A 19,448-nucleotide genomic window follows, 5' to 3' on the forward strand; every position below is an offset into this window, starting at 1 on the left:
ATGTCAGGCCGAATTAAGATTTTTGACGGGCTTCGACGTCGATCGTCGTTTTATCCGATGCCTGCGCGTTCGTGACGCTGGCAGGCGGCACGGGCACGTCAGCGGGGGGCTGGCTGCCGTCCTTCATGCCGTCCTTGAAACCCTTGACGGCGCCGCCGAGGTCGCTGCCCATGTTTTTCAGCTTTTTGGTGCCGAACACCATCACCACGATCAACAGCACGATCAGCCAGTGCCAGATGGAAAATGAACCCATGATTTGCTCCTAATCTGTAAATACAGGTGTAAATGCAACATTGCCGGTTTGAGGCGGTTTGCACGCAATTGCGTTGATTCTAAAGGCCCTGCCTGCCGGAAAACCGATTACACACATTGGCCTACCGGTTTAGTGTGGTTGTGGGCACCGGGGGTTCCCTTTGGCTTGTAACCCTTCTAGCCCTTCAGCCATGGACGAGGGCCGCCAATCACGTGAAAGTGCAGGTGATGCACCTCTTGTCCGCCTTCGGCGCCGGTATTGGTCACGATCCGGTAGCCGCCCTCCGGATACGGGTTACAACCCTGCTCCATCGCCAGTTTGGGGGCCAGCACCATCATGCGCCCCAGCAGGGCGGCGTGTTCGGGGCCAACCTGGGCCATGGACGGAATATGGTCCTTGGGAATGATCAGGAAATGCACGGGCGCCCACGGGTTGATGTCGTGAAAAGCGTACAGCTCGTCGTCTTCGTACACTTTCCGGCTTGGGATGGTGCCCGCGGCGATCTTGCAGAAAATGCAGGTGTCGGAGTGGTTCATGGCTGGGTCGTGACTCAAGGAAATTACGCAGGACGGTGGCTGTTAAAACGCATCCAGCCACGCACGCAGCGGTACAGGTACCAGAGGCAGACAATGCCATAGGCCACCCACCCCGGCACAATCAACAGCCACAGCGGCGACAGCAGCACCAGCCACGCAAGCGTCCACCAGAAGGTGCGAATCATGTAGTTGTGGTGGTCGATGTAGAGCGCATCGGTTTCATCCGCGCGGCGAATGTAGTTGATGATGACGGCGATCACCGCAAACACACCGCCGCTGAACCAGGCCAGCGTGTGCAGGCCGTACAGCACATGCATGATGGTGCGGTCGGCGGGATTCTTGCCTTCGAATTCGGCCAGGTCGGTTTCCATGCGTTCAGGTTCCAGTCAAAGCGATATGAGGCGATACAGGGGGAAGGAAATCAGCCACAGGTAATGGCAGCCAGCAATGCCCGGCTCAGGGCTTTTCGGCCGCATCACGGCGCTGGGCCTTGCGCAAGGCTTTTTCTTCAATGCCGCTGGTGCCTTCGCGGCGCTCCAGCTCGGCAATCACGTCCAGCGGGCTGAGGCCGTAATGCGCCAGCGCAATCAGGCTGTGAAACCACAGATCGGCCACTTCGCCAACCAGCTTGCCCTTGAGCTCTGCCGTGGGCCCGCCATGGTCGATGTCTTTGGCCGCCATCACGGTTTCCGTGGCTTCTTCGCCGATTTTTTTCAGGAAGGCGTCGGGGCCTTTATGCAGCAGGCGCGCCACATAGCTGGTGTCCGGGTCACCGCCGTTGGCCGTCTTGCGGCTTTCGATGATCTGCGCCAGGCGCTGGAGGGAGTCATTCGTGGTCATGTTTGCCGGAGTCTGTTGATGCTTTTTTATACATGGTTGTCGGGTCTTTCAGGACCGGCTCGGTCACCACCCATTGACCGTCTTTATACACACTGAAAAAGCAGCTGTGGCGGCCCGTGTGGCAAGCGATGCCCGGCGTGTGGCCCAGCTGCGTCACCTTGAGCAGGATCACGTCGTTGTCGCAGTCCAGGCGGATCTCATGCACCGTTTGCTGGTTGCCGGATTCCTCACCCTTGTGCCAGAGCCGCCCGCGCGAGCGGCTGAAATACACCGCCTGGCCAAGCTCAGCAGTTTTTTGCAGCGCCTCGCGGTTCATCCAGGCGAACATGAGCACATCGCCGCTGGAGGCTTCCTGCGCAATGACAGGGATCAGGCCCTTGTCGTCCCAGCTGACTTCATCTAACCAGTTCATGGTGTGTATTGTCCAAGATTGCGCTGAACGACAGTATTACAAGCCGCCAAACCATGCGGTCTCGCCATTTGCAGGTTTCGACCAAAAAGAGTTTGCTATTAAATCAGGAGCTGCTGGCGCCCATATTTATTGGGCGATAGGCCTAAAAAGCTTAATAAACTCTACAGACGGACGGGGATGCCACGCGCTGCCATATGCTGCTTGGCCTGCTGAACGGTGTATTCGCCGTAATGAAAGATGCTGGCAGCCAGCACCGCGTCGGCACCGCCATTTTGTATGCCGTCGGCCAGGTGCTCCAGGTTGCCAACGCCGCCCGAGGCGATCACCGGCACGCTGATAGCGTCGCTCACCGCGCGGGTCAGCGCCAGGTCAAAGCCCGACTTGGTGCCGTCGCGGTCCATGCTGGTCAGCAAGATCTCGCCGGCACCGCGACGCGCCATCTCGGTGGCCCAGGCCACGGCGTCCAGGCCGGTGTTCTTGCGCCCGCCGTGGCTGTACACATCCCAGCCCGGGCCGACCGGTTCGCCGGTGGGTGTGAGGCGCTTTTCGTCCTCCACGCCACGGCGTTTGGCGTCGATCGCCACCACGATGCACTGCGAGCCGTATTTGGCGGAAGCGTCGGCGATCACCTGTGGGTTGGCGATGGCGGCCGAGTTGAAGCTGGTCTTGTCGGCGCCGGAATTGAGTAAACGGCGCACGTCTTCGACGGTGCGAACACCGCCGCCCACGGTAAGAGGGATGAAAACCTGGGAAGCAACTGCCTCGATGATCGGCAGGATCAGGTCACGCCCGTCGCTGGTGGCCGTGATGTCGAGGAAAGTGAGCTCGTCGGCGCCCTGCTCGTTGTAGCGTGCGGCGATTTCGACCGGGTCGCCGGCGTCGCGCAGCTGGGTGAAGTTGACGCCTTTGACCACGCGGCCGCCAGTCACATCAAGGCAAGGAATGATTCGTTTAGCGAGCATGAATAGGCTAACGGTAGGCTGCGTTGAAAGGTCGGTATTCAGGGTACTGGGCCAAAAAAGCACGGGCTTTGCCGGGAATATCGGCAGCAGTCACTGCGGCCCGACTTCGCACGTCCTTCCTTTGCTGAACGGTCAGTTTCGCGCCGTACTGCCGCTCAACGCCCGCAGCGCAGGCTGCCGCTCGATCCGCGGAGAGGATCGGAAGCTGCGGAGCGTCCCGCCGGCGCAAAGATGGGACATACAGGATTTCCGGCGGCTGGTTGACCTGCAGGCCGGCGCCCGCGCTACAGAACAGGTAAGCGTAGAAGGCTTTTTCGGCAGGCAGGATAACCGCGCCAAACCCGTCCTCATCCATCGACTCTTCGAGGAGGATGCTCAGTGCGGTGGCGGAACCCGCCATGACTGCGGCATGAAACGTGGCGTGGGCTTCCCGATAATTCTGTGCATCGGCCTGCTCCGCGCCGCAGGCCTCCAACCCAGGTAAAAAGGCGGATTTTGCGGAAGCACAAATCGCGGGAGGACTACGTTCCTGACTCAGCAAATAAGCCTTGCGCGGATCGCTATCGGGTGTCTTGCTCAAACACTCGATCAGTTGTTGTTTCTGCGTAGCGCTACGAGGGGAGATGGCGCCGGTTGCATCGGCGGGGCCAGTATTAGCGGTGTAACAAAGCTCAAAGGCCTGAGGAGACGCGGCAGGTTGCGCCTTGACGGCACCGGCTGACGCAAACAACGTGAGTATCAGCCAGTACGCGGCGCGGGTGAACATGCGCATGCCTTATCCGTTCAGTTCGTCAGCTCTGGCTTGTGCTTTCTCAAAGTCAAGATCGCCGCTGTAAATCGAGCGGCCGCAGATCACGCCTTCCACGCCCTCTTCCTCGACTTCGCAGAGTTTTTCGATGTCAGCCATGTTCGAAAGGCCGCCCGAAGCGATCACGGGAATCGTCAGCGCCTGGGCGAGCTTGACGGTGGCGTCGATGTTGATGCCGGTGAGCATGCCGTCGCGGCCGATGTCGGTGTAGATGATGGATTCGACGCCGTAGTCCTGGAATTTCTTGCCGAGGTCTACGACCTCGTGGCCGGTCATCTTGCTCCAGCCGTCGGTGGCTACTTTGCCGTCCTTGGCGTCCAGGCCGACGATGATGTGGCCGCCGAACGCGGTGCACGCGTCTTGCAGGAAGCCGGGGTTCTTCACAGCGGCTGTGCCGATGATGACGTAGCGCAGGCCAGCGTCGAGGTAGCGCTCGATGGTGTCCAGGTCGCGGATGCCGCCGCCCAGCTGCACGTCGATTTCGCTGCCGACTTCGGCCAGGATCTGCTTGATGGCGGCCTCGTTCTTGGGCTTGCCTGCAAAGGCGCCGTTCAGGTCCACCAGGTGCAGGCGCCGCGCGCCCTTGTCGACCCAGCTGCGCGCCATGGCGGCCGGGTCTTCGCTGAAGATGGTGGATTGATCCATGTCGCCCTGTTTGAGGCGGACGCAGTGACCGTCTTTCAGGTCAATCGCGGGGATAAGTAGCATGTGCGGTTAAAGACGGTAAAACGGTAAAGGACAAAACGGACGCTCAGGGTAACAAAAAGCCGGACGCCCCGGTACCGGGTCTGACCCAAGGTATTCAGGGATTCCAGTGCAGGAAATTGCGGTACAGGGCCAGCCCGTGGTCGGCACTCTTTTCGGGGTGGAACTGGGTGGCAAAAATATTATCGCGTGCAATCGCCGCCGTAAAGCGCGCGCCGTAGTCGGCTTCCCCCGCGATGTGGTGTGCATCCGACGGCCGGGCATAAAAGCTGTGTACAAAATAAAAGTACGCGCCGTCGGGCACGCCGGCCCAGACCGGGTGGGCCCTGGCCGTGCCCGCACCATTTTGGTAAACCTGGTTCCAGCCCATCTGCGGCACCTTGTAACGGCTGCCGTCGGGCTGGATTTTGCCGGCCAGCTCGAATTTGGTGACCTCCCCAGGGATTAATCCGAGGCCGGTGGTGCCCACACCGCCGTCGCCAGGCTGGCCTTCGTCGCTGTGGCTCAGCAGCATCTGCATGCCAACACAAACACCGAACAGCGGCTTGTTGGCCGCAGCGTGCAGCACCGACTCCAGCATGCCGGAATCTGCGAGCTCGCGCATGCAGTCGGCAATGGCGCCCTGGCCAGGCAGCACGATGCGTTCGGCCGACATCACATCTTCGGCCCGGGAGGTGACCAGCACGTCAAAGCCGCTGCCGCCCGCCACATGGCGAACAGCCTGTGACACGGAGTGCAGGTTGCCCATGCCGTAGTCGACCACGGCGACTGTTTTGGGTTTTGCCATTGGAAGTCGAAAGGTAGTTTGCTACGAATTTAATAGCTGCTTGCGCCCGCCACCATTGGTCTGGAGGCAAAAATAGGCATTAAAACAAGGATTGGACGTGTTCCCGGCGTTGAGTGCGGAAGGGTTACAGCGAACCCTTGGTCGATGGAATCACGCCTGCAGCGCGCGGGTCGATCTCCAGCGCCATGCGCAGCGCGCGGGCAAATGCCTTGAACACGGTTTCGGCCTGGTGGTGGGCGTTCTCGCCCTTGAGGTTGTCGATGTGCAAGGTCACAAAGGCGTGGTTCACAAAGCCCTGGAAGAATTCGTAGGCGAGCTGGCTGTCGAAAGTGCCGATCATGCCGCTCTTGAAAGGAACATGCATCTCAAGGCCCGGACGGCCCGAAAAATCGACCACCACGCGCGACAGCGCCTCGTCCAGCGGCACATAGGCGTGGCCGTAGCGGCGCAGGCCCTTTTTGTCCCCCACAGCCTTGGCCACGGCCTGGCCCAGCGTAATGCCCACGTCTTCCACCGTGTGGTGGCCGTCAATGTGCAAATCGCCCTTGGCCTGGATGTCGAGGTCGATCAACCCGTGGCGGGCGATCTGATCCAGCATGTGGTCGAAAAAGCCGATGCCCGTGGACAACTTGGCTTGACCGGTACCGTCGAGGTTGACCCTGACGGTGATCTGGGTCTCGGCGGTGTTGCGTGAAACCTCGGCAATGCGGGGAGCGTGGGTAGGGGTGGTCATAGGGATTTTTCAAGCGCCGCCAGCATTTGCACGTTCTCGTCCGCGGTGCCGACCGTCAGGCGCAAACAATTGGCCAGCAATGGGTGCATTTTAGAAACGTTTTTGACCAGGACCTTGCGCGATTTCATGCCTTCGAAGGTTTTGGCCGCATCGGGCACCCGCACCAGGATCATGTTGGCGTCGCTTTTCCAGGCTTTGACGCCCCTGGCCGCCATGCCGGCCAGCGCCTTCATCAGCACAGCGCGCTGGGCGACCAGCTCCTGTGCCTGGGCGGCGAATTCGGCCTGGTGCTCCAGCGCGAACAATGCGCACTCATAGTTGAGCACGCTGATGTTGTAAGGCGGGCGCACCTTGTCGATCTCGGCGATCAGCGCCTTCGGGCCCATCATGTAGCCGATGCGCACGCCGGCCAGGCCGAACTTGCTCAGGGTGCGCATCAGCAGCACATGGCCATGCCTGGCGATGCGGTCGATGTAGCTTTTGCTGGAAAACGGCTGGTAGGCCTCGTCCATCACGACCAGGCCACCTTGCTCGCCCACGGCTTCGATGATTTTTTCAATCACCGTGTCATCCCACAGGTTGGCCGTGGGGTTGTTGGGGTAAGCCAGGTAGACGATGGACGGCTGGTGTTCGGCAATGGCGGCCAGCATGGCGGCCTCATCGAGCTCAAAGTCGGCCGTCAGCGGCACGCCGATGAATTTAAGACCTTGCAGCTGCGCGCTCATGGCGTACATCACAAAGCCCGGCAGCGGCGCCAATATGGAGCCCCCTTCCACATCGCAGGCCATGGCCAGCAGCGAGATCAGCTCGTCCGAGCCATTGCCCAGCATGATGTCAAAGCCCTCGGGCATCTGCGCATAGTCGGCCAGGGCCTTGCGCAGATCATTCACGCGGCCATCCGGGTAGCGGTTCAACGCCAGCGCACCCAGTCGCTGGCCCAGATGGGCCTGCAGCGATGCCGGCAGGCGGTGCGGGTTCTCCATGGCATCGAGCTTGACCATGCCGGCCGATTCCTGGATGGCATAGGCGTGCATGGACTGCACATCCTGACGTATCAGTTTTTTGAGCTTGGGAGCCAGTGCGGTGTCTGCCTGTTTCATGATCTGTAAATTGACTGTGTCTGGCGGTATTGTGAATGTCGGCGGTCAGCAACTGCTTTTCTGCACAAAAGCTGAGCCCGTGGGCATGCTCATGTTTGCCACATCCTTGCGGTTCAACAGCTCGCGGAACATGGGATCTACAAAAAGCTTCACACACTCCCCAGGCTGGAAAGTACCGCTCACGGGAAGCGTCAGCGATAAGGCGCTCGAAACCTTCACCAGGATGGAGCTGACGTCACGATTGCCCTGCTGCGCACCAATGGCGTTGGCTAGCATGACGCCAGCAGAGCCCCCAGCAAGCGTCGCGCTACTTTGCTGAACCGAACTCAAACCATAGTAGGGCGACGCAGACACTTCGGAGATCACTCCTGAAAGCTCAATCGCGTTGGGTGGCTTCTCTGAGGGTTGCACCACAGACGCGCAGCCTTGCAAGCCTGCCAAGACAATGCATGCCGCAACAAAATTCAGCGATCCGATGCTTGTCATTTACGACTTAACGGGCTTGGAAAGCCGCATCTCGGCGGCACGCGCGTGCGCCTGCAGGCCTTCTCCATAAGCGAGTTCAGCGGCGATCTTGCCGAGAACCTGCGCACCGGCTTCGCTGACTTCGATCAGGCTGGAGCGCTTCTGGAAGTCGTAGACGCCCAGTGGCGAACTGAAGCGTGCCGTGCCGCTGGTGGGCAGCACGTGGTTGGGGCCGGCGCAGTAGTCGCCCAGCGATTCGCTGGTGTAGGCGCCCAGGAAGATGGCGCCGGCGTGCTTGAGCAAGGGCTCCCACTTGTGCGGGTCGCGGCTGGAGACTTCGAGGTGTTCGGGTGCGATGCGGTTGCTGATCTGGCAGGCCTCTTCCATGCTGCGGGTGTGGATCAGCGCGCCGCGGCCGGTGAGGGACTTGGCGATGATCTCGGCGCGCGGCATGTCGGGCAACAGCCGGTCGATGGCGACTTGCACCTCATCGATGTACGCGGCGTCGGGGCACAGCAAGATGCTTTGCGCGAGTTCGTCGTGTTCGGCCTGGCTGAACAAATCCATGGCCACCCAGTCGGCCGGCGTGCTGCCGTCGGCCAGCACCAGGATTTCAGACGGGCCGGCAATCATGTCGATGCCGACCGTGCCAAACACGCGCTTTTTGGCACTGGCAACATAGGCATTGCCGGGGCCGGTGATCTTGTCGACCTTGGGGACGGTCTGCGTGCCGTAGGCCAGTGCAGCCACGGCCTGCGCGCCGCCAATGGTGAAGGCGCGGGTGACGCCAGCTACGTAGGCCGCCGCCAGCACCAGGGCGTTCTTCTCGCCCTTGGGTGTGGGCACGACCATGATGATTTCGCCAACGCCAGCCACGTGCGCGGGAATCGCGTTCATCAGCACCGACGAGGGGTAGGCCGCCTTGCCGCCGGGCACATAGATGCCGACGCGGTCGAGTGGCGTGACCTTCTGGCCGAGCAAGGTGCCGTCTTCGTCGCGGTAGCTCCAGCTTTCGCCGCTGGCCTTCTTCTGGGCCTCGTGATAGCTGCGCACGCGGCGCGCGGCGGCTTCGAGGGCGTCGCGCTGGGCGGCCGGGATGGCGTCGAACGCGGCTTTCAACTCGACCTGGGTGAGTTCGAGCTGCCCCATGGAAGAGACGTCCAGCCCGTCAAAGCGGGCGGTGTATTCGAGCACAGCCGCATCGCCACGCTGCTGCACATCGGCCAGGATGTCGGCCACGCGTTGCTCAATGGCCGCATCGGTGTCGGCAGACCAATGCAGGCGCGCCTTGAATTCAGCCTCAAAATCAGCTGAAACCGTTGACAGACGAGCGGGAGCAGCTATTAATTTCATAGCATCAAGATTTAAGGGAAGGTGCAGAGGTGGCGGCAGAAAAAGCGTCTATCAGCTTGCGGATGGGCTCTTGCTTGAGCTTGAGCGCAGTCTGGTTCACAACGAGGTGCGAGCTGATGTCCATGATGCGTTCGACCTCGACCAGGTGGTTGGCCTTGAGCGTGCTGCCGGTGGAGACGAGGTCGACGATGGCGTCGGCCAAGCCTGTGAGCGGCGCGAGCTCCATGCTGCCGTAGAGCTTGATCAGGTCGACGTGCACGCCCTTGGTGGCGAAAAAGTCGCGGGCAATCGCCACGTACTTGGTGGCCACTTTCAGGCGCGAACCCTGGCGCACGGCGGCGGCGTAGTCAAAGCCTTCGCGCACCGCCACGCTGATGCGGCATTTGGCGATTTGCAGGTCGAGCGGCTGGTACAGGCCCTGGCTGCCGGATTCGATCAGCGTGTCTTTGCCGACCACGCCGAGATCGGCGCCGCCGTATTGCACATAGGTGGGCACATCGGTGGCGCGCACCAGCACCACACGCAGGCCGGGCTGGTTGGTATCCAGGATCAGCTTGCGGGATTTTTCAGGGTCGTCGAGTACCTCGATGCCGGCGCTTTTAAGCAATGGCAGGATGTCGTCGAAGATGCGGCCCTTGGATAAGGCGAGCGTGATCATGCTTTGACTCGCTCTATGTCGGCACCGATTCCGCGCAGCTTGGCTTCCATCTGGTCATAGCCGCGATCCAGGTGGTAAATACGGTCCACCATGGTTTCACCTTCGGCCACCAGGCCGGCAATCACCAGGCTGGCGGAGGCGCGCAGATCAGTGGCCATCACGGTGGCGCCCGACAGCTTTTCAACACCCTCCATAACCGCGACCTTGCCTTCGATCTGGATCTTGGCGCCCAGGCGCACCATCTCGTTGACGTGCATGAAGCGGTTTTCGAAGATTGTCTCGGTCACTGTGCTGCTGCCCTGTGCAATGGCGTTCAGCGCCATGAACTGGGCCTGCATGTCGGTCGGGAAGCCGGGGTATTCGGTCGTGCGGAAGGATTGCGCCTTCATTCGGCCGCTGGCCTGGATGCGGATAAAGCCCTCACCCGCAGTCACCACGGCACCGGCTTCACGCAGCTTGTCGATCACCGCGTCGAGGTGGTCGGCGCGGCCGTGCCTCAAGACAACGTCGCCGCCGGCAGCGGCCACCGCGCACAAAAAGGTGCCGGTTTCAATGCGGTCGGCCACCACCTGGTGGGTGCAGCCATGCAGGCGCTCCACACCCTGAATACGGATGCGGCGCGTGCCGTGGCCTTCAATCTTTGCGCCCATCTTGATGAGCATTTCAGCCAGGTCGCCAATCTCGGGCTCCTGTGCGGCGTTCTCCAGGATGGTTTCGCCTTCTGCCAGGCTGGCGGCCATCAGGAAGTTTTCAGTGCCGGTCACCGTCACCATGTCGGTGGTGATGCTGGTGCCCTTGAGCCGCTTCTGACCGGCCGGCAGCTTGGCGATCATGTAGCCATGCTCCACGGCGATTTCAGCGCCCATGGCCTGCATGCCCTTGATGTGCTGGTCGACCGGCCGCGAACCAATGGCGCAGCCGCCGGGCAGTGACACAGTCGCTTCGCCAAAGCGCGCCAGCAACGGGCCGAGGGCCAGCACGGAAGCGCGCATGGTTTTGACGAGTTCATAAGGAGCTTCGGGTGAGCTCAGGCCGCCGGCATTGAGCACCACGGTGCTGGGCACGTCCTGGCTGCGTTCGGCCTGCACGCCCATGTTGCGCACCAGCTTGAGCATGGTGGCCACGTCCTGCAGGCGCGGCACGTTCTGCAGCGTCACCGTGTCGGCCGTCAGCAGGGCTGCACAAAGCTCCGGAAGCGCAGCATTCTTGGCGCCGGAAATTTCGACCGTGCCGGCGAGTGATTTGCCGCCCCTGATGAGTAATTTGTCCATGTTCTTATTGCGTGTTGTTGTTGGCCCATTCGGTGGGCGTATACGTTTTCATCGACAGCGCATGCACTTCGTCGGTCTGCATGCGGCCACCCAGCGTGGCGTACACCTTCTGGTGGCGCTGGATCAAGCGCAGTCCCTCAAAGGCGCTGGAGATGATTGTCGCGTACCAATGGCGGCCGTCGCCCGACAGCTCGATATGTTCGCACGGCAGGCCTGCGGTGATGATGGATTGAAGTTCTTCGCTGGTCATAGGTTGTCTATTGGGGCATGAGACGAGTGTCTTCGCAAGCAGGGGCCGCGGAACTGGCTTTGCCAGGCCGCAGGCGCAGCGCCCCCTCGGGGGCAGAGAGCGACACGAAGTGCGCGAACGTGGGGGTCATATCTCTAGTGTCTTATTTTGTAGCCGGTGCGCAGCATGTTCACGGCAACGGAGCTAACGACAAGTAAGGCCGTCAAAACAATCCCCAGGCTCAGCCAGGGCGAAACATCGCTGACGCCAAAGAATCCGTAGCGGAACCCGTCAATCATGTAGAAAAACGGGTTCAGGTGGCTGACCTTTTGCCAAAACGGCGGCAGCGAGTGGATCGAATAAAACACGCCGCTCAGGAAGGTCATGGGCATGATGACGAAATTCTGGAAGGCCGCCATCTGATCGAACTTTTCAGACCAGAGGCCGGCAATCACGCCCAGCGCGCCCAGCATGGCGGCGCCCAGCACCGCAAACAGCACAATCCACAGCGGCGCCACAAAAGCGGGTTGGCCGAAAAATACGGTGACGGCAAACACGCCGGTGCCCACCAGCAGGCCACGTGCAACGGACGAGCCGACGTAAGCAAAAAACCAGTGCCAGTGCGACAGCGGTGTGAGCAGCACAAACACCAGGCTGCCCATGATCTTGCTCTGGATCAGCGAGGAAGAGCTGTTGGCGAACGCGTTCTGCAACACGCTCATCATCACGAGGCCGGGCACCAGGAAGGCGGTGTAGCTGACCTGGTCGTAGACCTTCACCTGGTCCTGCAGCACATGACCGAAGATCAGCATGTAGAGCACGGCGGTCAACACCGGGGCTCCGACCGTCTGGAAGCCCACTTTCCAGAAGCGCAGGGTTTCCTTGTAGAGCAGTGTTTGCCAGCCAGTCATTCAAAAGCCCCCACGCTTGTCGCTTCGCGTACTACGCTGCCCCCCGAGGGGGCTGTGCTTGCTTGGGGCGGCCCGGCGCGGCGCACGGCCCGTCCCCGGATGAACGCGATCATGTTGCCACTCCCATTAAATTCAGTTCGGTGGCTTCTCCGGCCGGCTTTTTGTTCATGACGTCCAGGAACACATCTTCCAGGTCGGCCTTGCGGATTTCAACGTCTTCCGCGACCAGCCCGGCCTCACGGATGGCCACGAGGTATTGTTCGATTTCATTGGCGTTGTGCGCCGGGAACTGCACGATGCGCCCGGTGATACGGGCCTGCGCGGCCAGGTGCACCGGTAATTCGCTGTCGATCTTGAAGCGCAACACGTTCGACGAAGCCGCTTTGAGCAGCTCGGAAGTCTGGGCTAGCGCCACCACCCGCCCCTGCTTGAGCATGGCGATGCGGCTGCACAAAGCCTCGGCTTCTTCGAGGTAGTGCGTGGTGAGCAGCACCGTGCTGCCCTGCTTGTTGAGTTTGGCGATGAACTGCCACAGCGTCTGGCGCAGTTCCACATCAACGCCGGCGGTGGGTTCGTCGAGCACGATGACCTGCGGCTTGTGCACCAGCGCCTGCGCCACCAGCACGCGGCGTTTCATGCCGCCGGAGAGCTGGCGCATGTTGGCATTGGCTTTGTCGGCCAGCCCCAGGCTGACCAGCAGTTCGTCGATCCAGTCGTCGTTGCGTTTGATGCCGAAATAGCCGGACTGGATGCGCAGCGCCTCGCGCACGGAGAAAAAGGGGTCGAACACCAGCTCCTGGGGTACGACGCCGAGCTTTCGCCTTGCATTGGCATAGTCGGTGAGCACGTCGCTGCCATGCACCAGGACCCGGCCGCTGCTGGCGCGCGAAAGGCCGGCCAGTATGCTGATGAGAGAGGTTTTGCCGGCGCCGTTGGGACCGAGCAGCCCAAAAAACTCACCCTGCCGGATGTCAAAACTGACGTCGTCAAGCGCCCGGACAATGGGGCCTGTTTGGCTTCGCGCAGAGGAATAGGTTTTGGAGACGGACTGAAATGAGATCGCTGGCATTAGCCCATCATTTTAAGGGCTGGCGCCGTTTTATCCCGGCGGGTACCTGAATGCCCTGTGAGGGCCACTGCGGGCGGCCAGTGCCGAAGCAGTGCGGCTCAGACCGTGGCAGGCACCAGCTCCGCCACGCCATAAAGGCCTGCCAGCTGGCGCAAACGGACAGGCAAGCCGGTTACCGTGAACCCCTTGCCGGCGGCCAGTGCCTCACGGCGGCATTCGAGCAGGACGGCCAGGGCGGAAGAATCAAATTCCGTGAGTGCGCTCGCATCCACCACCACCCCGCCCGGCTGGGACTGCACGGCCTGCTTCAGGCCGCGAGAAAAACCGGCAGCCACCGCATGGGTCAAGGCGGAAGGGAGTGTCAGCATGGCGCGGTCGCCGCTCAGGATTTCTTGGCGCCCGCGCCGGTATTGGACTGATTGCGCTGAACCAGGGAAGCGATCAGGCCGTCGACGCCCTTGGCGCTGATTTCCTGGGCAAACTGGGTACGGTAGGTTTCCACCAGCCAGACGCCCAGCACGTTGAGGTCATAGATCTTCCAGCCCGTGGCGGTTTTTTCCATGCGGTAATCCAGCTGGATTGGATCGCCCCGGCCCAGAACTTCGGTGCGGACGACGACTTCAGTGTCTTCCGGAGCCGCACGCAGCGGCTTGACATTGACGCTCTGGTCGCTGACCTGTGCCAATGCGCCGGAATAGGTGCGGATCAGCAGGATCTTGAACTCGTCCTGAAGCTTCTTTTGCTGCTCAGGCGTGGCCTGGCGCCAGTTGCGGCCGACGGCAGAGGCCGTCATGCGTGTGAAGTTCACGTTAGGCATGATCTTGCTGTCGACGAGCGTGAGCACCCGGGTGAGGTCACCGGCTTTTACAGCCTTGTCCGTCTTGATGTTGTCCAGCACATCGGCCGAGACGCGCTTGATCAGGGCATCGGGTGCCTCATCGGCTGCGCGAACGAGAGGCGCGGCCCCCATCAGGGCCAGGCTGAGGGCGGCAGTAAATAAATGGCCAAGTGTTCTGCGTTTCATGATTTTCCTTCTATGACGAAGCATGCAGCTGCGAAAATTGCAGCACCCCTATGGATACGTCGCTGCTGCAACCGATGGTTCGATGGTTATTCTGCGGGATGGTTTCCGGGCTGAGAATGAAGTTTTACGGCAGTCTTGTAAATATTGTTTGCAATCACCAGCCTTTTGACCCCTGTTCAAACCCGGGATGACACTATTTGGCGGCGGAGGCTGGTGTCGCTGGGGCGGCCGATGCGCCTTCCGGCAAATCGTAACGCTCCTCTTTCTCCTCCGAAGGCCCACCTATCAGGCTACGGCGACGCTGCAGGTAGATTTCGCGGGTGAAACTGTATTTGTCGAGTGCGGCCTGGTCCAGGACATCACCGGCCCCGAGCACGTTGGCCCTGGCATTCACCAGGCGCAAAGTCGTCAGGGAATTGCGGGCACGGACATTGTCGATCCGGCTTACCAGGTCGCCCTGGTAATCAACCAGCGAACCTACCGAATCACGCGCGGAAGAAGGGCCCAGCAAAGGCAGCACGAGGTAGGGGCCCGAGCCCACACCCCAAACGCCGAGCGTCTGGCCAAAATCTTCCGAGTGTTTGGGAATCTTCAGATCGCTGGCAACGTCAAAAATGCCACCCACGCCCCAGATGGTATTGGTCGTGACGCGGAAGAAACTTTCGATAGAAGCCTGGCCTTTACCCTGGAGCAGGTTGTTGACGGTGGACCACACGTCTGAAATGTTGCCGAAGAAATTGGTGACACCGGTGCGCACAGGCGCAGGCGTGATATCCCGGTACGCGGTTGCCACGGGTTTGACGACGGCGCGGTCCACACCGTCATTGAAATTGAACATGGTCCGGTTGAACGGCTCCAGCGGATCGGACGGGCTCGCATTGGGACCGGTAGCACACCCCTGGAGAAGTGCCAGTGCAAGCACTGCCGCAGCCCAGCCGGCCGGTTTTTTCATCGTGATTTCTGCTGTCATTTTTTTTCTGGCGTCCCTGATGGCGGCGCAGACCCTGATCCGGAACTGCTGTCTGCCGCCTTGCTGTATAAAAACTGGCTGATCAGATTCTCAAGCACCACGGCGGACTGCGTGTTTTTGACCACGTCCCCCGCAGCAAGATTTTTCTCGTCCCCACCGGCCTCTACGCCGATGTACTGCTCGCCCAGCAATCCACTGGTCAAAATCTTCAGCGAGCTGTCTTTCGGGAATACGTAACGGCTTTCCATGGCCAGATTGACGCTGGCCTGGTAGGACTTGTCGTCGAAAGTGATATTTTCAACCCTGCCCACTACCACGCCAGCGCTTTTGACCGCGGCTCGCGGCTTGAGACCGCCAATGTTGTCGAATTTCGCCGTCACCTTGTAGGAGGTATCGAAATTCAGGCTGAGCAGATTCGCGGACTTGAGCGCCAGAAACAGGATGGCGGCACCGCCAATCAACACGAACAAACCCACCCACAGATCATTTTTGGAACGTTGCATCGTTTTCTTTCAGTGGCCTGGTCCGGCGTTTTCGCCATTCCGGGCTGTTTTGTCCTTGCGGGGTTCACCCAAGGCAAACACTGGGAAGCAGGATTTTCTCATGGGCGAATTAAAAATGTATGAAGACGGTTTTAAAGGCTGAACATCGAGGCGGTCAGCAGGAAATCCAGCCCCAGCACGGCCAGCGACGCAACCACCACGGTCCGCGTGGTCGCGCGCGACACGCCCTCAGGCGTCGGCTGGGCCTCGAAACCCTGGTGCAAGGCCACAAAAGTGACAGTGACGCCAAACACAAAACTCTTGATGATGCCGTTGCCTACGTCGCGCCAGACGTCCACGCCCGACTGCATCTGGCTCCAGAAGGAGCCCGCATCAATACCGATCATGACCACGCCCACCAGCCAGCCACCCATGATGCCCACAGCGCTGAACACGGCAGCCAGCAGGGGCATGGCGATGATGCCGCCCCAGAAACGGGGCGCCAGGATGCGCCGCACCGGATCCACCGCCATCATTTCCATGGCCGAGAGCTGTTCGCCGGCTTTCATCAGGCCGATTTCGGCCGTCAACGCCGTGCCGGCGCGGCCGGCAAACAGCAAAGCAGTGACCACCGGCCCCAGCTCACGCACGAGGCTGAGCGCCACCAGCAAGCCCAGCGCTTCTGCCGAGCCATAACGCTGCAGCGTGTAGTAGCCCTGCAGGCCCAGCACAAAACCGACAAAAAGGCCCGACACGGCAATGATGGCCAGCGAGTAGTTGCCCAAAAAGAAGATTTGGTCGCGCACCAGGCCAAAGCGGGCCAAGGCGGGGCCGGTGAGGGCCACCAGCCGGGACATCAGCCGCGCGGCGTAGCCCAGCTCGGCCAGCTGGCTGCGCACGGAAAAACCGAGGCCGGAAATCAGGGCGACAGGGCTATAGCGGCTCATGCGCGCTTCCCTGATTTGGCCGCAGGGTTGCCGAAATCGGCATCCACAGTGGGGCCCGGATAGTGGAATTTCACGGGGCCTTCGCTTTCGGCATTGACGAACTGGTGCACCAGCGGATCGGTGGAGCGACGCACCTCGTCAGGTGTGCCCTGCGCCGCAATGCCGCCATTGGCCAGGATGATGACCTTGTCGGCAATGCGGAAGGTTTCTTCCAGATCATGCGACACCACCACGCTGGTAATGCCCAGCGTATCGTTGAGCTGGCGTATGAGCTGCGCGGCGGTACCGAGCGAGATCGGATCGAGCCCCGAGAACGGTTCGTCATACATTATGAGTTCCGGGTCCAGCACAATGGCCCGCGCCAGCGCGACCCGCCGGGCCATGCCGCCCGAAATTTCGCTGGGCAGCAGGTCCCGCGCGCCGCGCAGACCCACCGCATTGAGCTTCATCAGCACGATATCGCGGATCAGGGCCTCACCCAATTCGGTGTGCTCGCGCAAGGGAAACGCCACATTGTCGAAAACACTCAGATCGGTGAACAACGCACCGAACTGGAACAGCATGCCCATGCGACGGCGCGCGGCGTAGAGTTCCGCCTGGGCCAGCTTGCCGACGTCCTTGCCGTCGAACAGCACAGCGCCGCTGACAGCCTTTTGCTGCCCGCCGATGAGGCGCAGCACGGTGGTTTTGCCGCCTCCCGAAGCGCCCATCAGCGCGGTAACCTTGCCGCGAGGCACGGACAGCGTGACCTTGTCCAGGATGACGCGATCACCGGCAGAGCCGGGATAGGAAAACGTCACATCCTTGAACTCAACCAATGATGATGCGGAAATGTCGGGCATTGAAGGAGAAAAGACAGGCCAGCAGGTGTGTTGGCTTGGGTAAGTAATACCGAATGATACGGGGTTTGCCCTTATACAGCCCCTGACCGGAAACCAAAAACCTTGGGCTGAGCGGCCTAAAGCAGCGCGGGCAGCCCAAAAAGGCTGCCGCTTTGTCGGGCAGATAGTGGCCGCAAGCCGCGACTATCCGGCGCAAGCAGCTATTTTTTTGATAGCACCCGGGGTTTTCGGTGTTATTTGCCAACCAGGCAGATGTGCGCAAAGCGCAACGGACCGTCACGCCAATTGGGTGATTCCTGGGGGTTTGGCACCACTTCTCGCAACCCGGGCACCAGCTTGGGCCTCTCAATCGCCCCTTTTTGGCGATTTGCGAAGGCCGGGCGCGGCGCTTAGCGGCGCAGGTCGCTGTAGCCCATCAGGAACTCGTCCACCGCGCGCGCAGCCCGGCGGGGCCTTCGCGCACCCCAAGCGCAAGCGTGGGGTTTATTGAGCCGCCCCTTGGGGCGATTTGTGAGGGCCGGGCGCGGCGTTCAGCGAGGCAGGTCGCTAAAGCCCATCAAAAACTCGTCGACGGCGCGCGCGGCCTGGCGGCCTTCACGAATCGCCCACACCACGAGGCTCTGGCCGCGGCGGATGTCGCCGGCAGCAAACACCTTGGGCACGTTGGTGGCGTAGCCACCGGTGAAGTCGGTGCCGGCCTTGGCGTTGCCGCGGTTGTCTTTTTCGATGCCGAACGCATCCAGAACCGACGCCACCGGCGAGATAAAGCCCATGGCCAGCAGCACCAGGTCGGCCTTGAGGGTTTGCTCGGAGCCTGGCACTTCCACCATCTTGCCGTCTTTCCATTCGACACGAACGGTCTTCAGGCCCGTGACTTTGCCTTTTTCGCCGATCAGTTCCTTGGTGGAGATGGCGAACTCGCGCTCGCAGCCTTCTTCGTGGCTGGAAGAGGTACGCAGCTTGATCGGCCAGTAAGGCCAGGTCATGGGGCGGTTTTCTTCCTCGGGCGGCTGGGGCATCAGTTCAAACTGGGTGACGCTGACCGCGCCGTGGCGGTTGCTGGTGCCCACGCAGTCGGAGCCGGTGTCGCCGCCGCCAATCACGATGACGTGCTTGCCGTCGGCGCGCAGCTGGCCTTTGACCTTGTCACCGGCATTGATCTTGTTTTGCTGGGGCAAAAACTCCATCGCGAAGTGAACGCCGTCCAGGTCGCGGCCGGGGACGGGCAGGTCGCGCGATTGTTCGGCGCCGCCGGTCAGGATGACAGCATCGAAGTCTTTTTGGAGTTGCTCAGGGGTGATGCTTTCTTTCGCCCAGTTGGTGACTTTGGAGTCCTTAGGCAGGCTGCCGACCATCACACCGGTGCGGAAGTTCACGCCTTCGGCCTTCATTTGCTCGACGCGGCGGTCGATGTGGACCTTTTCCATCTTGAAGTCAGGGATGCCGTAGCGCAGCAGGCCACCGACGCGGTCGTTCTTCTCGAACAGCGTCACCTCATGGCCGGCGCGCGCCAGTTGCTGCGCGGCGGCCATGCCGGCGGGACCGGAGCCGACCACGGCAACCTTCTTGCCGGTCTTGTGCTTGGGCATCACAGGCTTGACCCAGCCTTCGGACCAGGCGCGGTCGATGATGGCGTGCTCAATCGACTTGATGCCCACGGCGTCGTCATTCACATTCAGCGTGCAGGCGGCTTCGCAGGGCGCCGGGCAGATGCGGCCGGTGAACTCGGGGAAGTTGTTGGTGCTGTGCAGCGTGTCGATGGCGTTTTTCCAGTCGGCGCGAAACACCATGTCGTTGAAGTCAGGAATGATGTTGTTGACGGGGCAGCCGCTGTTGCAAAACGGCGTGCCGCAGTCCATACAGCGCGCGGCCTGCTTGTTGGCCTGCGCGTCGTCCAGCCCGATGACAAATTCCTTGTAATTCTTCAGGCGCTCCGGCACGGGCTTGTAGCCCTCTTCGATGCGCTCGTATTCCATGAAGCCGGTGATTTTTCCCATGATGCGTCCTGTGCAATTCTTTAAGCGTTTTATGCCCTTAGCCCTTTAAAACCGGGCGCAAGCAGCTATAAATTCGATAGCAGTGAGTTTTGTG

At 61.0% G+C, this 19,448-nt stretch carries 25 protein-coding genes; all 25 read right to left on the reverse strand.

Annotation, left to right across the window (positions count from 1 at the left end):
* Positions 1 to 13: 13 nt before the first annotated feature.
* Positions 14 to 253: a Sec-independent protein translocase subunit TatA gene (tatA, locus tag AC1D1J_RS09700; protein WP_477686072.1), complete on the reverse strand. Its 240-nt coding sequence runs from the start codon at positions 251 to 253 to the stop codon at positions 14 to 16.
* Positions 254 to 429: 176 nt separating this feature from the next.
* A complete protein-coding gene (locus AC1D1J_RS09705; RefSeq protein WP_457279704.1) occupies positions 430 to 789 on the reverse strand; it encodes a histidine triad nucleotide-binding protein in 360 nt (119 codons plus the stop codon).
* Between the two features lie 23 nt (positions 790 to 812).
* Positions 813 to 1,160, reverse strand: coding sequence for a DUF4870 family protein (locus tag AC1D1J_RS09710; RefSeq protein WP_477686073.1), 348 nt, complete (start codon positions 1,158 to 1,160; stop codon positions 813 to 815).
* Between the two features lie 85 nt (positions 1,161 to 1,245).
* The gene (locus tag AC1D1J_RS09715) at positions 1,246 to 1,629 is read right to left on the reverse strand and encodes a phosphoribosyl-ATP diphosphatase (RefSeq protein ID WP_477694566.1); all 384 of its coding nucleotides are present in this window, start codon (positions 1,627 to 1,629) and stop codon (positions 1,246 to 1,248) included.
* Complete coding sequence (gene hisI / locus AC1D1J_RS09720) at positions 1,616 to 2,041, reverse strand: phosphoribosyl-AMP cyclohydrolase (protein WP_457279707.1); 426 nt, start codon at positions 2,039 to 2,041, stop codon at positions 1,616 to 1,618. Before hisI ends, AC1D1J_RS09715 begins: the two co-directional genes overlap by 14 nt.
* A 161-nt stretch (positions 2,042 to 2,202) precedes the next feature.
* A complete protein-coding gene (gene hisF, locus AC1D1J_RS09725) occupies positions 2,203 to 3,003 on the reverse strand; it encodes an imidazole glycerol phosphate synthase subunit HisF (protein ID WP_477686076.1) in 801 nt (266 codons plus the stop codon).
* 7 nt (positions 3,004 to 3,010) lie between these two features.
* Entirely contained in the window at positions 3,011 to 3,769 is a 759-nt protein-coding gene (locus AC1D1J_RS09730) for a hypothetical protein (RefSeq protein ID WP_477686077.1), read from the reverse strand.
* 9 nt (positions 3,770 to 3,778) lie between these two features.
* Positions 3,779 to 4,519 (reverse strand): 1-(5-phosphoribosyl)-5-[(5-phosphoribosylamino)methylideneamino]imidazole-4-carboxamide isomerase, encoded by a 741-nt coding sequence (hisA, locus tag AC1D1J_RS09735; protein ID WP_477650971.1) that lies wholly within the window; start codon positions 4,517 to 4,519, stop codon positions 3,779 to 3,781.
* 94 nt (positions 4,520 to 4,613) lie between these two features.
* The gene (gene hisH / locus AC1D1J_RS09740; protein WP_477669864.1) at positions 4,614 to 5,303 is read right to left on the reverse strand and encodes an imidazole glycerol phosphate synthase subunit HisH; all 690 of its coding nucleotides are present in this window, start codon (positions 5,301 to 5,303) and stop codon (positions 4,614 to 4,616) included.
* 124 nt (positions 5,304 to 5,427) lie between these two features.
* Positions 5,428 to 6,036, reverse strand: a complete 609-nt coding sequence (gene hisB / locus AC1D1J_RS09745) for an imidazoleglycerol-phosphate dehydratase HisB (protein ID WP_477649150.1) — start codon at positions 6,034 to 6,036, stop codon at positions 5,428 to 5,430.
* Entirely contained in the window at positions 6,033 to 7,136 is a 1,104-nt protein-coding gene (gene hisC, locus AC1D1J_RS09750; RefSeq protein ID WP_477694567.1) for a histidinol-phosphate transaminase, read from the reverse strand. The genes hisB and hisC overlap by 4 nt, the downstream gene beginning before the upstream one ends.
* A gap of 45 nt (positions 7,137 to 7,181) precedes the next feature.
* On the reverse strand, positions 7,182 to 7,622 hold the full coding sequence (locus tag AC1D1J_RS09755) for a hypothetical protein (RefSeq protein WP_477649152.1): 441 nt from the start codon (positions 7,620 to 7,622) through the stop codon (positions 7,182 to 7,184).
* The gene (gene hisD / locus AC1D1J_RS09760; protein WP_477694568.1) at positions 7,623 to 8,954 is read right to left on the reverse strand and encodes a histidinol dehydrogenase; all 1,332 of its coding nucleotides are present in this window, start codon (positions 8,952 to 8,954) and stop codon (positions 7,623 to 7,625) included.
* 4 nt (positions 8,955 to 8,958) lie between these two features.
* Positions 8,959 to 9,612 carry an ATP phosphoribosyltransferase gene (gene hisG / locus AC1D1J_RS09765; RefSeq protein ID WP_477649154.1) on the reverse strand — a complete coding sequence of 218 codons (654 nt, stop codon included), beginning with the start codon at positions 9,610 to 9,612 and terminating at the stop codon, positions 8,959 to 8,961.
* Positions 9,609 to 10,883 (reverse strand): UDP-N-acetylglucosamine 1-carboxyvinyltransferase, encoded by a 1,275-nt coding sequence (murA, locus tag AC1D1J_RS09770; RefSeq protein ID WP_477686081.1) that lies wholly within the window; start codon positions 10,881 to 10,883, stop codon positions 9,609 to 9,611. Before murA ends, hisG begins: the two co-directional genes overlap by 4 nt.
* Before the next feature lie 4 nt (positions 10,884 to 10,887).
* Positions 10,888 to 11,133, reverse strand: coding sequence for a BolA family protein (locus tag AC1D1J_RS09775; protein WP_457279715.1), 246 nt, complete (start codon positions 11,131 to 11,133; stop codon positions 10,888 to 10,890).
* A gap of 134 nt (positions 11,134 to 11,267) precedes the next feature.
* On the reverse strand, positions 11,268 to 12,023 hold the full coding sequence (locus AC1D1J_RS09780) for an ABC transporter permease (RefSeq protein WP_477686082.1): 756 nt from the start codon (positions 12,021 to 12,023) through the stop codon (positions 11,268 to 11,270).
* Between the two features lie 109 nt (positions 12,024 to 12,132).
* Positions 12,133 to 13,092: an ABC transporter ATP-binding protein gene (locus AC1D1J_RS09785; RefSeq protein WP_477694569.1), complete on the reverse strand. Its 960-nt coding sequence runs from the start codon at positions 13,090 to 13,092 to the stop codon at positions 12,133 to 12,135.
* A gap of 98 nt (positions 13,093 to 13,190) precedes the next feature.
* Positions 13,191 to 13,460, reverse strand: coding sequence for an STAS domain-containing protein (locus tag AC1D1J_RS09790; RefSeq protein WP_477686083.1), 270 nt, complete (start codon positions 13,458 to 13,460; stop codon positions 13,191 to 13,193).
* 14 nt (positions 13,461 to 13,474) lie between these two features.
* Positions 13,475 to 14,116, reverse strand: coding sequence for an MlaC/ttg2D family ABC transporter substrate-binding protein (locus AC1D1J_RS09795; protein ID WP_477686084.1), 642 nt, complete (start codon positions 14,114 to 14,116; stop codon positions 13,475 to 13,477).
* A 193-nt stretch (positions 14,117 to 14,309) separates the two neighbouring features.
* Complete coding sequence (locus tag AC1D1J_RS09800; RefSeq protein WP_477686085.1) at positions 14,310 to 15,086, reverse strand: MlaA family lipoprotein; 777 nt, start codon at positions 15,084 to 15,086, stop codon at positions 14,310 to 14,312.
* Positions 15,083 to 15,589: an outer membrane lipid asymmetry maintenance protein MlaD gene (gene mlaD / locus AC1D1J_RS09805; RefSeq protein ID WP_457279721.1), complete on the reverse strand. Its 507-nt coding sequence runs from the start codon at positions 15,587 to 15,589 to the stop codon at positions 15,083 to 15,085. The genes AC1D1J_RS09800 and mlaD overlap by 4 nt, the downstream gene beginning before the upstream one ends.
* Positions 15,590 to 15,720: 131 nt before the next feature.
* Positions 15,721 to 16,515 carry a lipid asymmetry maintenance ABC transporter permease subunit MlaE gene (mlaE, locus tag AC1D1J_RS09810; RefSeq protein ID WP_457279722.1) on the reverse strand — a complete coding sequence of 265 codons (795 nt, stop codon included), beginning with the start codon at positions 16,513 to 16,515 and terminating at the stop codon, positions 15,721 to 15,723.
* Positions 16,512 to 17,357, reverse strand: a complete 846-nt coding sequence (locus AC1D1J_RS09815; protein ID WP_457279723.1) for an ABC transporter ATP-binding protein — start codon at positions 17,355 to 17,357, stop codon at positions 16,512 to 16,514. The genes mlaE and AC1D1J_RS09815 overlap by 4 nt, the downstream gene beginning before the upstream one ends.
* A 530-nt stretch (positions 17,358 to 17,887) precedes the next feature.
* Positions 17,888 to 19,354, reverse strand: coding sequence for a glutamate synthase subunit beta (locus AC1D1J_RS09820; RefSeq protein ID WP_477686087.1), 1,467 nt, complete (start codon positions 19,352 to 19,354; stop codon positions 17,888 to 17,890).
* Between the last annotated feature and the right edge of the window lie 94 nt (positions 19,355 to 19,448).

This window comes from Polaromonas sp. P1_F8, from assembly GCF_056405635.1.

Bases quoted from the DNA above. Each gene is read 5' to 3' on its own strand.
- tatA (WP_477686072.1), bottom strand. From the start codon at position 253: ATGGGTTCATTTTCCATCTGGCACTGGCTGATCGTGCTGTTGATCGTG.
- AC1D1J_RS09705 (WP_457279704.1), bottom strand. From the start codon at position 789: ATGAACCACTCCGACACCTGCATTTTCTGCAAGATCGCCGCGGGCACC.
- AC1D1J_RS09710 (WP_477686073.1), bottom strand. From the start codon at position 1,160: ATGGAAACCGACCTGGCCGAATTCGAAGGCAAGAATCCCGCCGACCGC.
- AC1D1J_RS09715 (WP_477694566.1), bottom strand. From the start codon at position 1,629: ATGACCACGAATGACTCCCTCCAGCGCCTGGCGCAGATCATCGAAAGC.
- hisI (WP_457279707.1), bottom strand. From the start codon at position 2,041: ATGAACTGGTTAGATGAAGTCAGCTGGGACGACAAGGGCCTGATCCCT.
- hisF (WP_477686076.1), bottom strand. From the start codon at position 3,003: ATGCTCGCTAAACGAATCATTCCTTGCCTTGATGTGACTGGCGGCCGC.
- AC1D1J_RS09730 (WP_477686077.1), bottom strand. From the start codon at position 3,769: ATGTTCACCCGCGCCGCGTACTGGCTGATACTCACGTTGTTTGCGTCA.
- hisA (WP_477650971.1), bottom strand. From the start codon at position 4,519: ATGCTACTTATCCCCGCGATTGACCTGAAAGACGGTCACTGCGTCCGC.
- hisH (WP_477669864.1), bottom strand. From the start codon at position 5,303: ATGGCAAAACCCAAAACAGTCGCCGTGGTCGACTACGGCATGGGCAAC.
- hisB (WP_477649150.1), bottom strand. From the start codon at position 6,036: ATGACCACCCCTACCCACGCTCCCCGCATTGCCGAGGTTTCACGCAAC.
- hisC (WP_477694567.1), bottom strand. From the start codon at position 7,136: ATGAAACAGGCAGACACCGCACTGGCTCCCAAGCTCAAAAAACTGATA.
- AC1D1J_RS09755 (WP_477649152.1), bottom strand. From the start codon at position 7,622: ATGACAAGCATCGGATCGCTGAATTTTGTTGCGGCATGCATTGTCTTG.
- hisD (WP_477694568.1), bottom strand. From the start codon at position 8,954: ATGAAATTAATAGCTGCTCCCGCTCGTCTGTCAACGGTTTCAGCTGAT.
- hisG (WP_477649154.1), bottom strand. From the start codon at position 9,612: ATGATCACGCTCGCCTTATCCAAGGGCCGCATCTTCGACGACATCCTG.
- murA (WP_477686081.1), bottom strand. From the start codon at position 10,883: ATGGACAAATTACTCATCAGGGGCGGCAAATCACTCGCCGGCACGGTC.
- AC1D1J_RS09775 (WP_457279715.1), bottom strand. From the start codon at position 11,133: ATGACCAGCGAAGAACTTCAATCCATCATCACCGCAGGCCTGCCGTGC.
- AC1D1J_RS09780 (WP_477686082.1), bottom strand. From the start codon at position 12,023: ATGACTGGCTGGCAAACACTGCTCTACAAGGAAACCCTGCGCTTCTGG.
- AC1D1J_RS09785 (WP_477694569.1), bottom strand. From the start codon at position 13,092: ATGCCAGCGATCTCATTTCAGTCCGTCTCCAAAACCTATTCCTCTGCG.
- AC1D1J_RS09790 (WP_477686083.1), bottom strand. From the start codon at position 13,460: ATGCTGACACTCCCTTCCGCCTTGACCCATGCGGTGGCTGCCGGTTTT.
- AC1D1J_RS09795 (WP_477686084.1), bottom strand. From the start codon at position 14,116: ATGAAACGCAGAACACTTGGCCATTTATTTACTGCCGCCCTCAGCCTG.
- AC1D1J_RS09800 (WP_477686085.1), bottom strand. From the start codon at position 15,086: ATGACAGCAGAAATCACGATGAAAAAACCGGCCGGCTGGGCTGCGGCA.
- mlaD (WP_457279721.1), bottom strand. From the start codon at position 15,589: ATGCAACGTTCCAAAAATGATCTGTGGGTGGGTTTGTTCGTGTTGATT.
- mlaE (WP_457279722.1), bottom strand. From the start codon at position 16,515: ATGAGCCGCTATAGCCCTGTCGCCCTGATTTCCGGCCTCGGTTTTTCC.
- AC1D1J_RS09815 (WP_457279723.1), bottom strand. From the start codon at position 17,357: ATGCCCGACATTTCCGCATCATCATTGGTTGAGTTCAAGGATGTGACG.
- AC1D1J_RS09820 (WP_477686087.1), bottom strand. From the start codon at position 19,354: ATGGGAAAAATCACCGGCTTCATGGAATACGAGCGCATCGAAGAGGGC.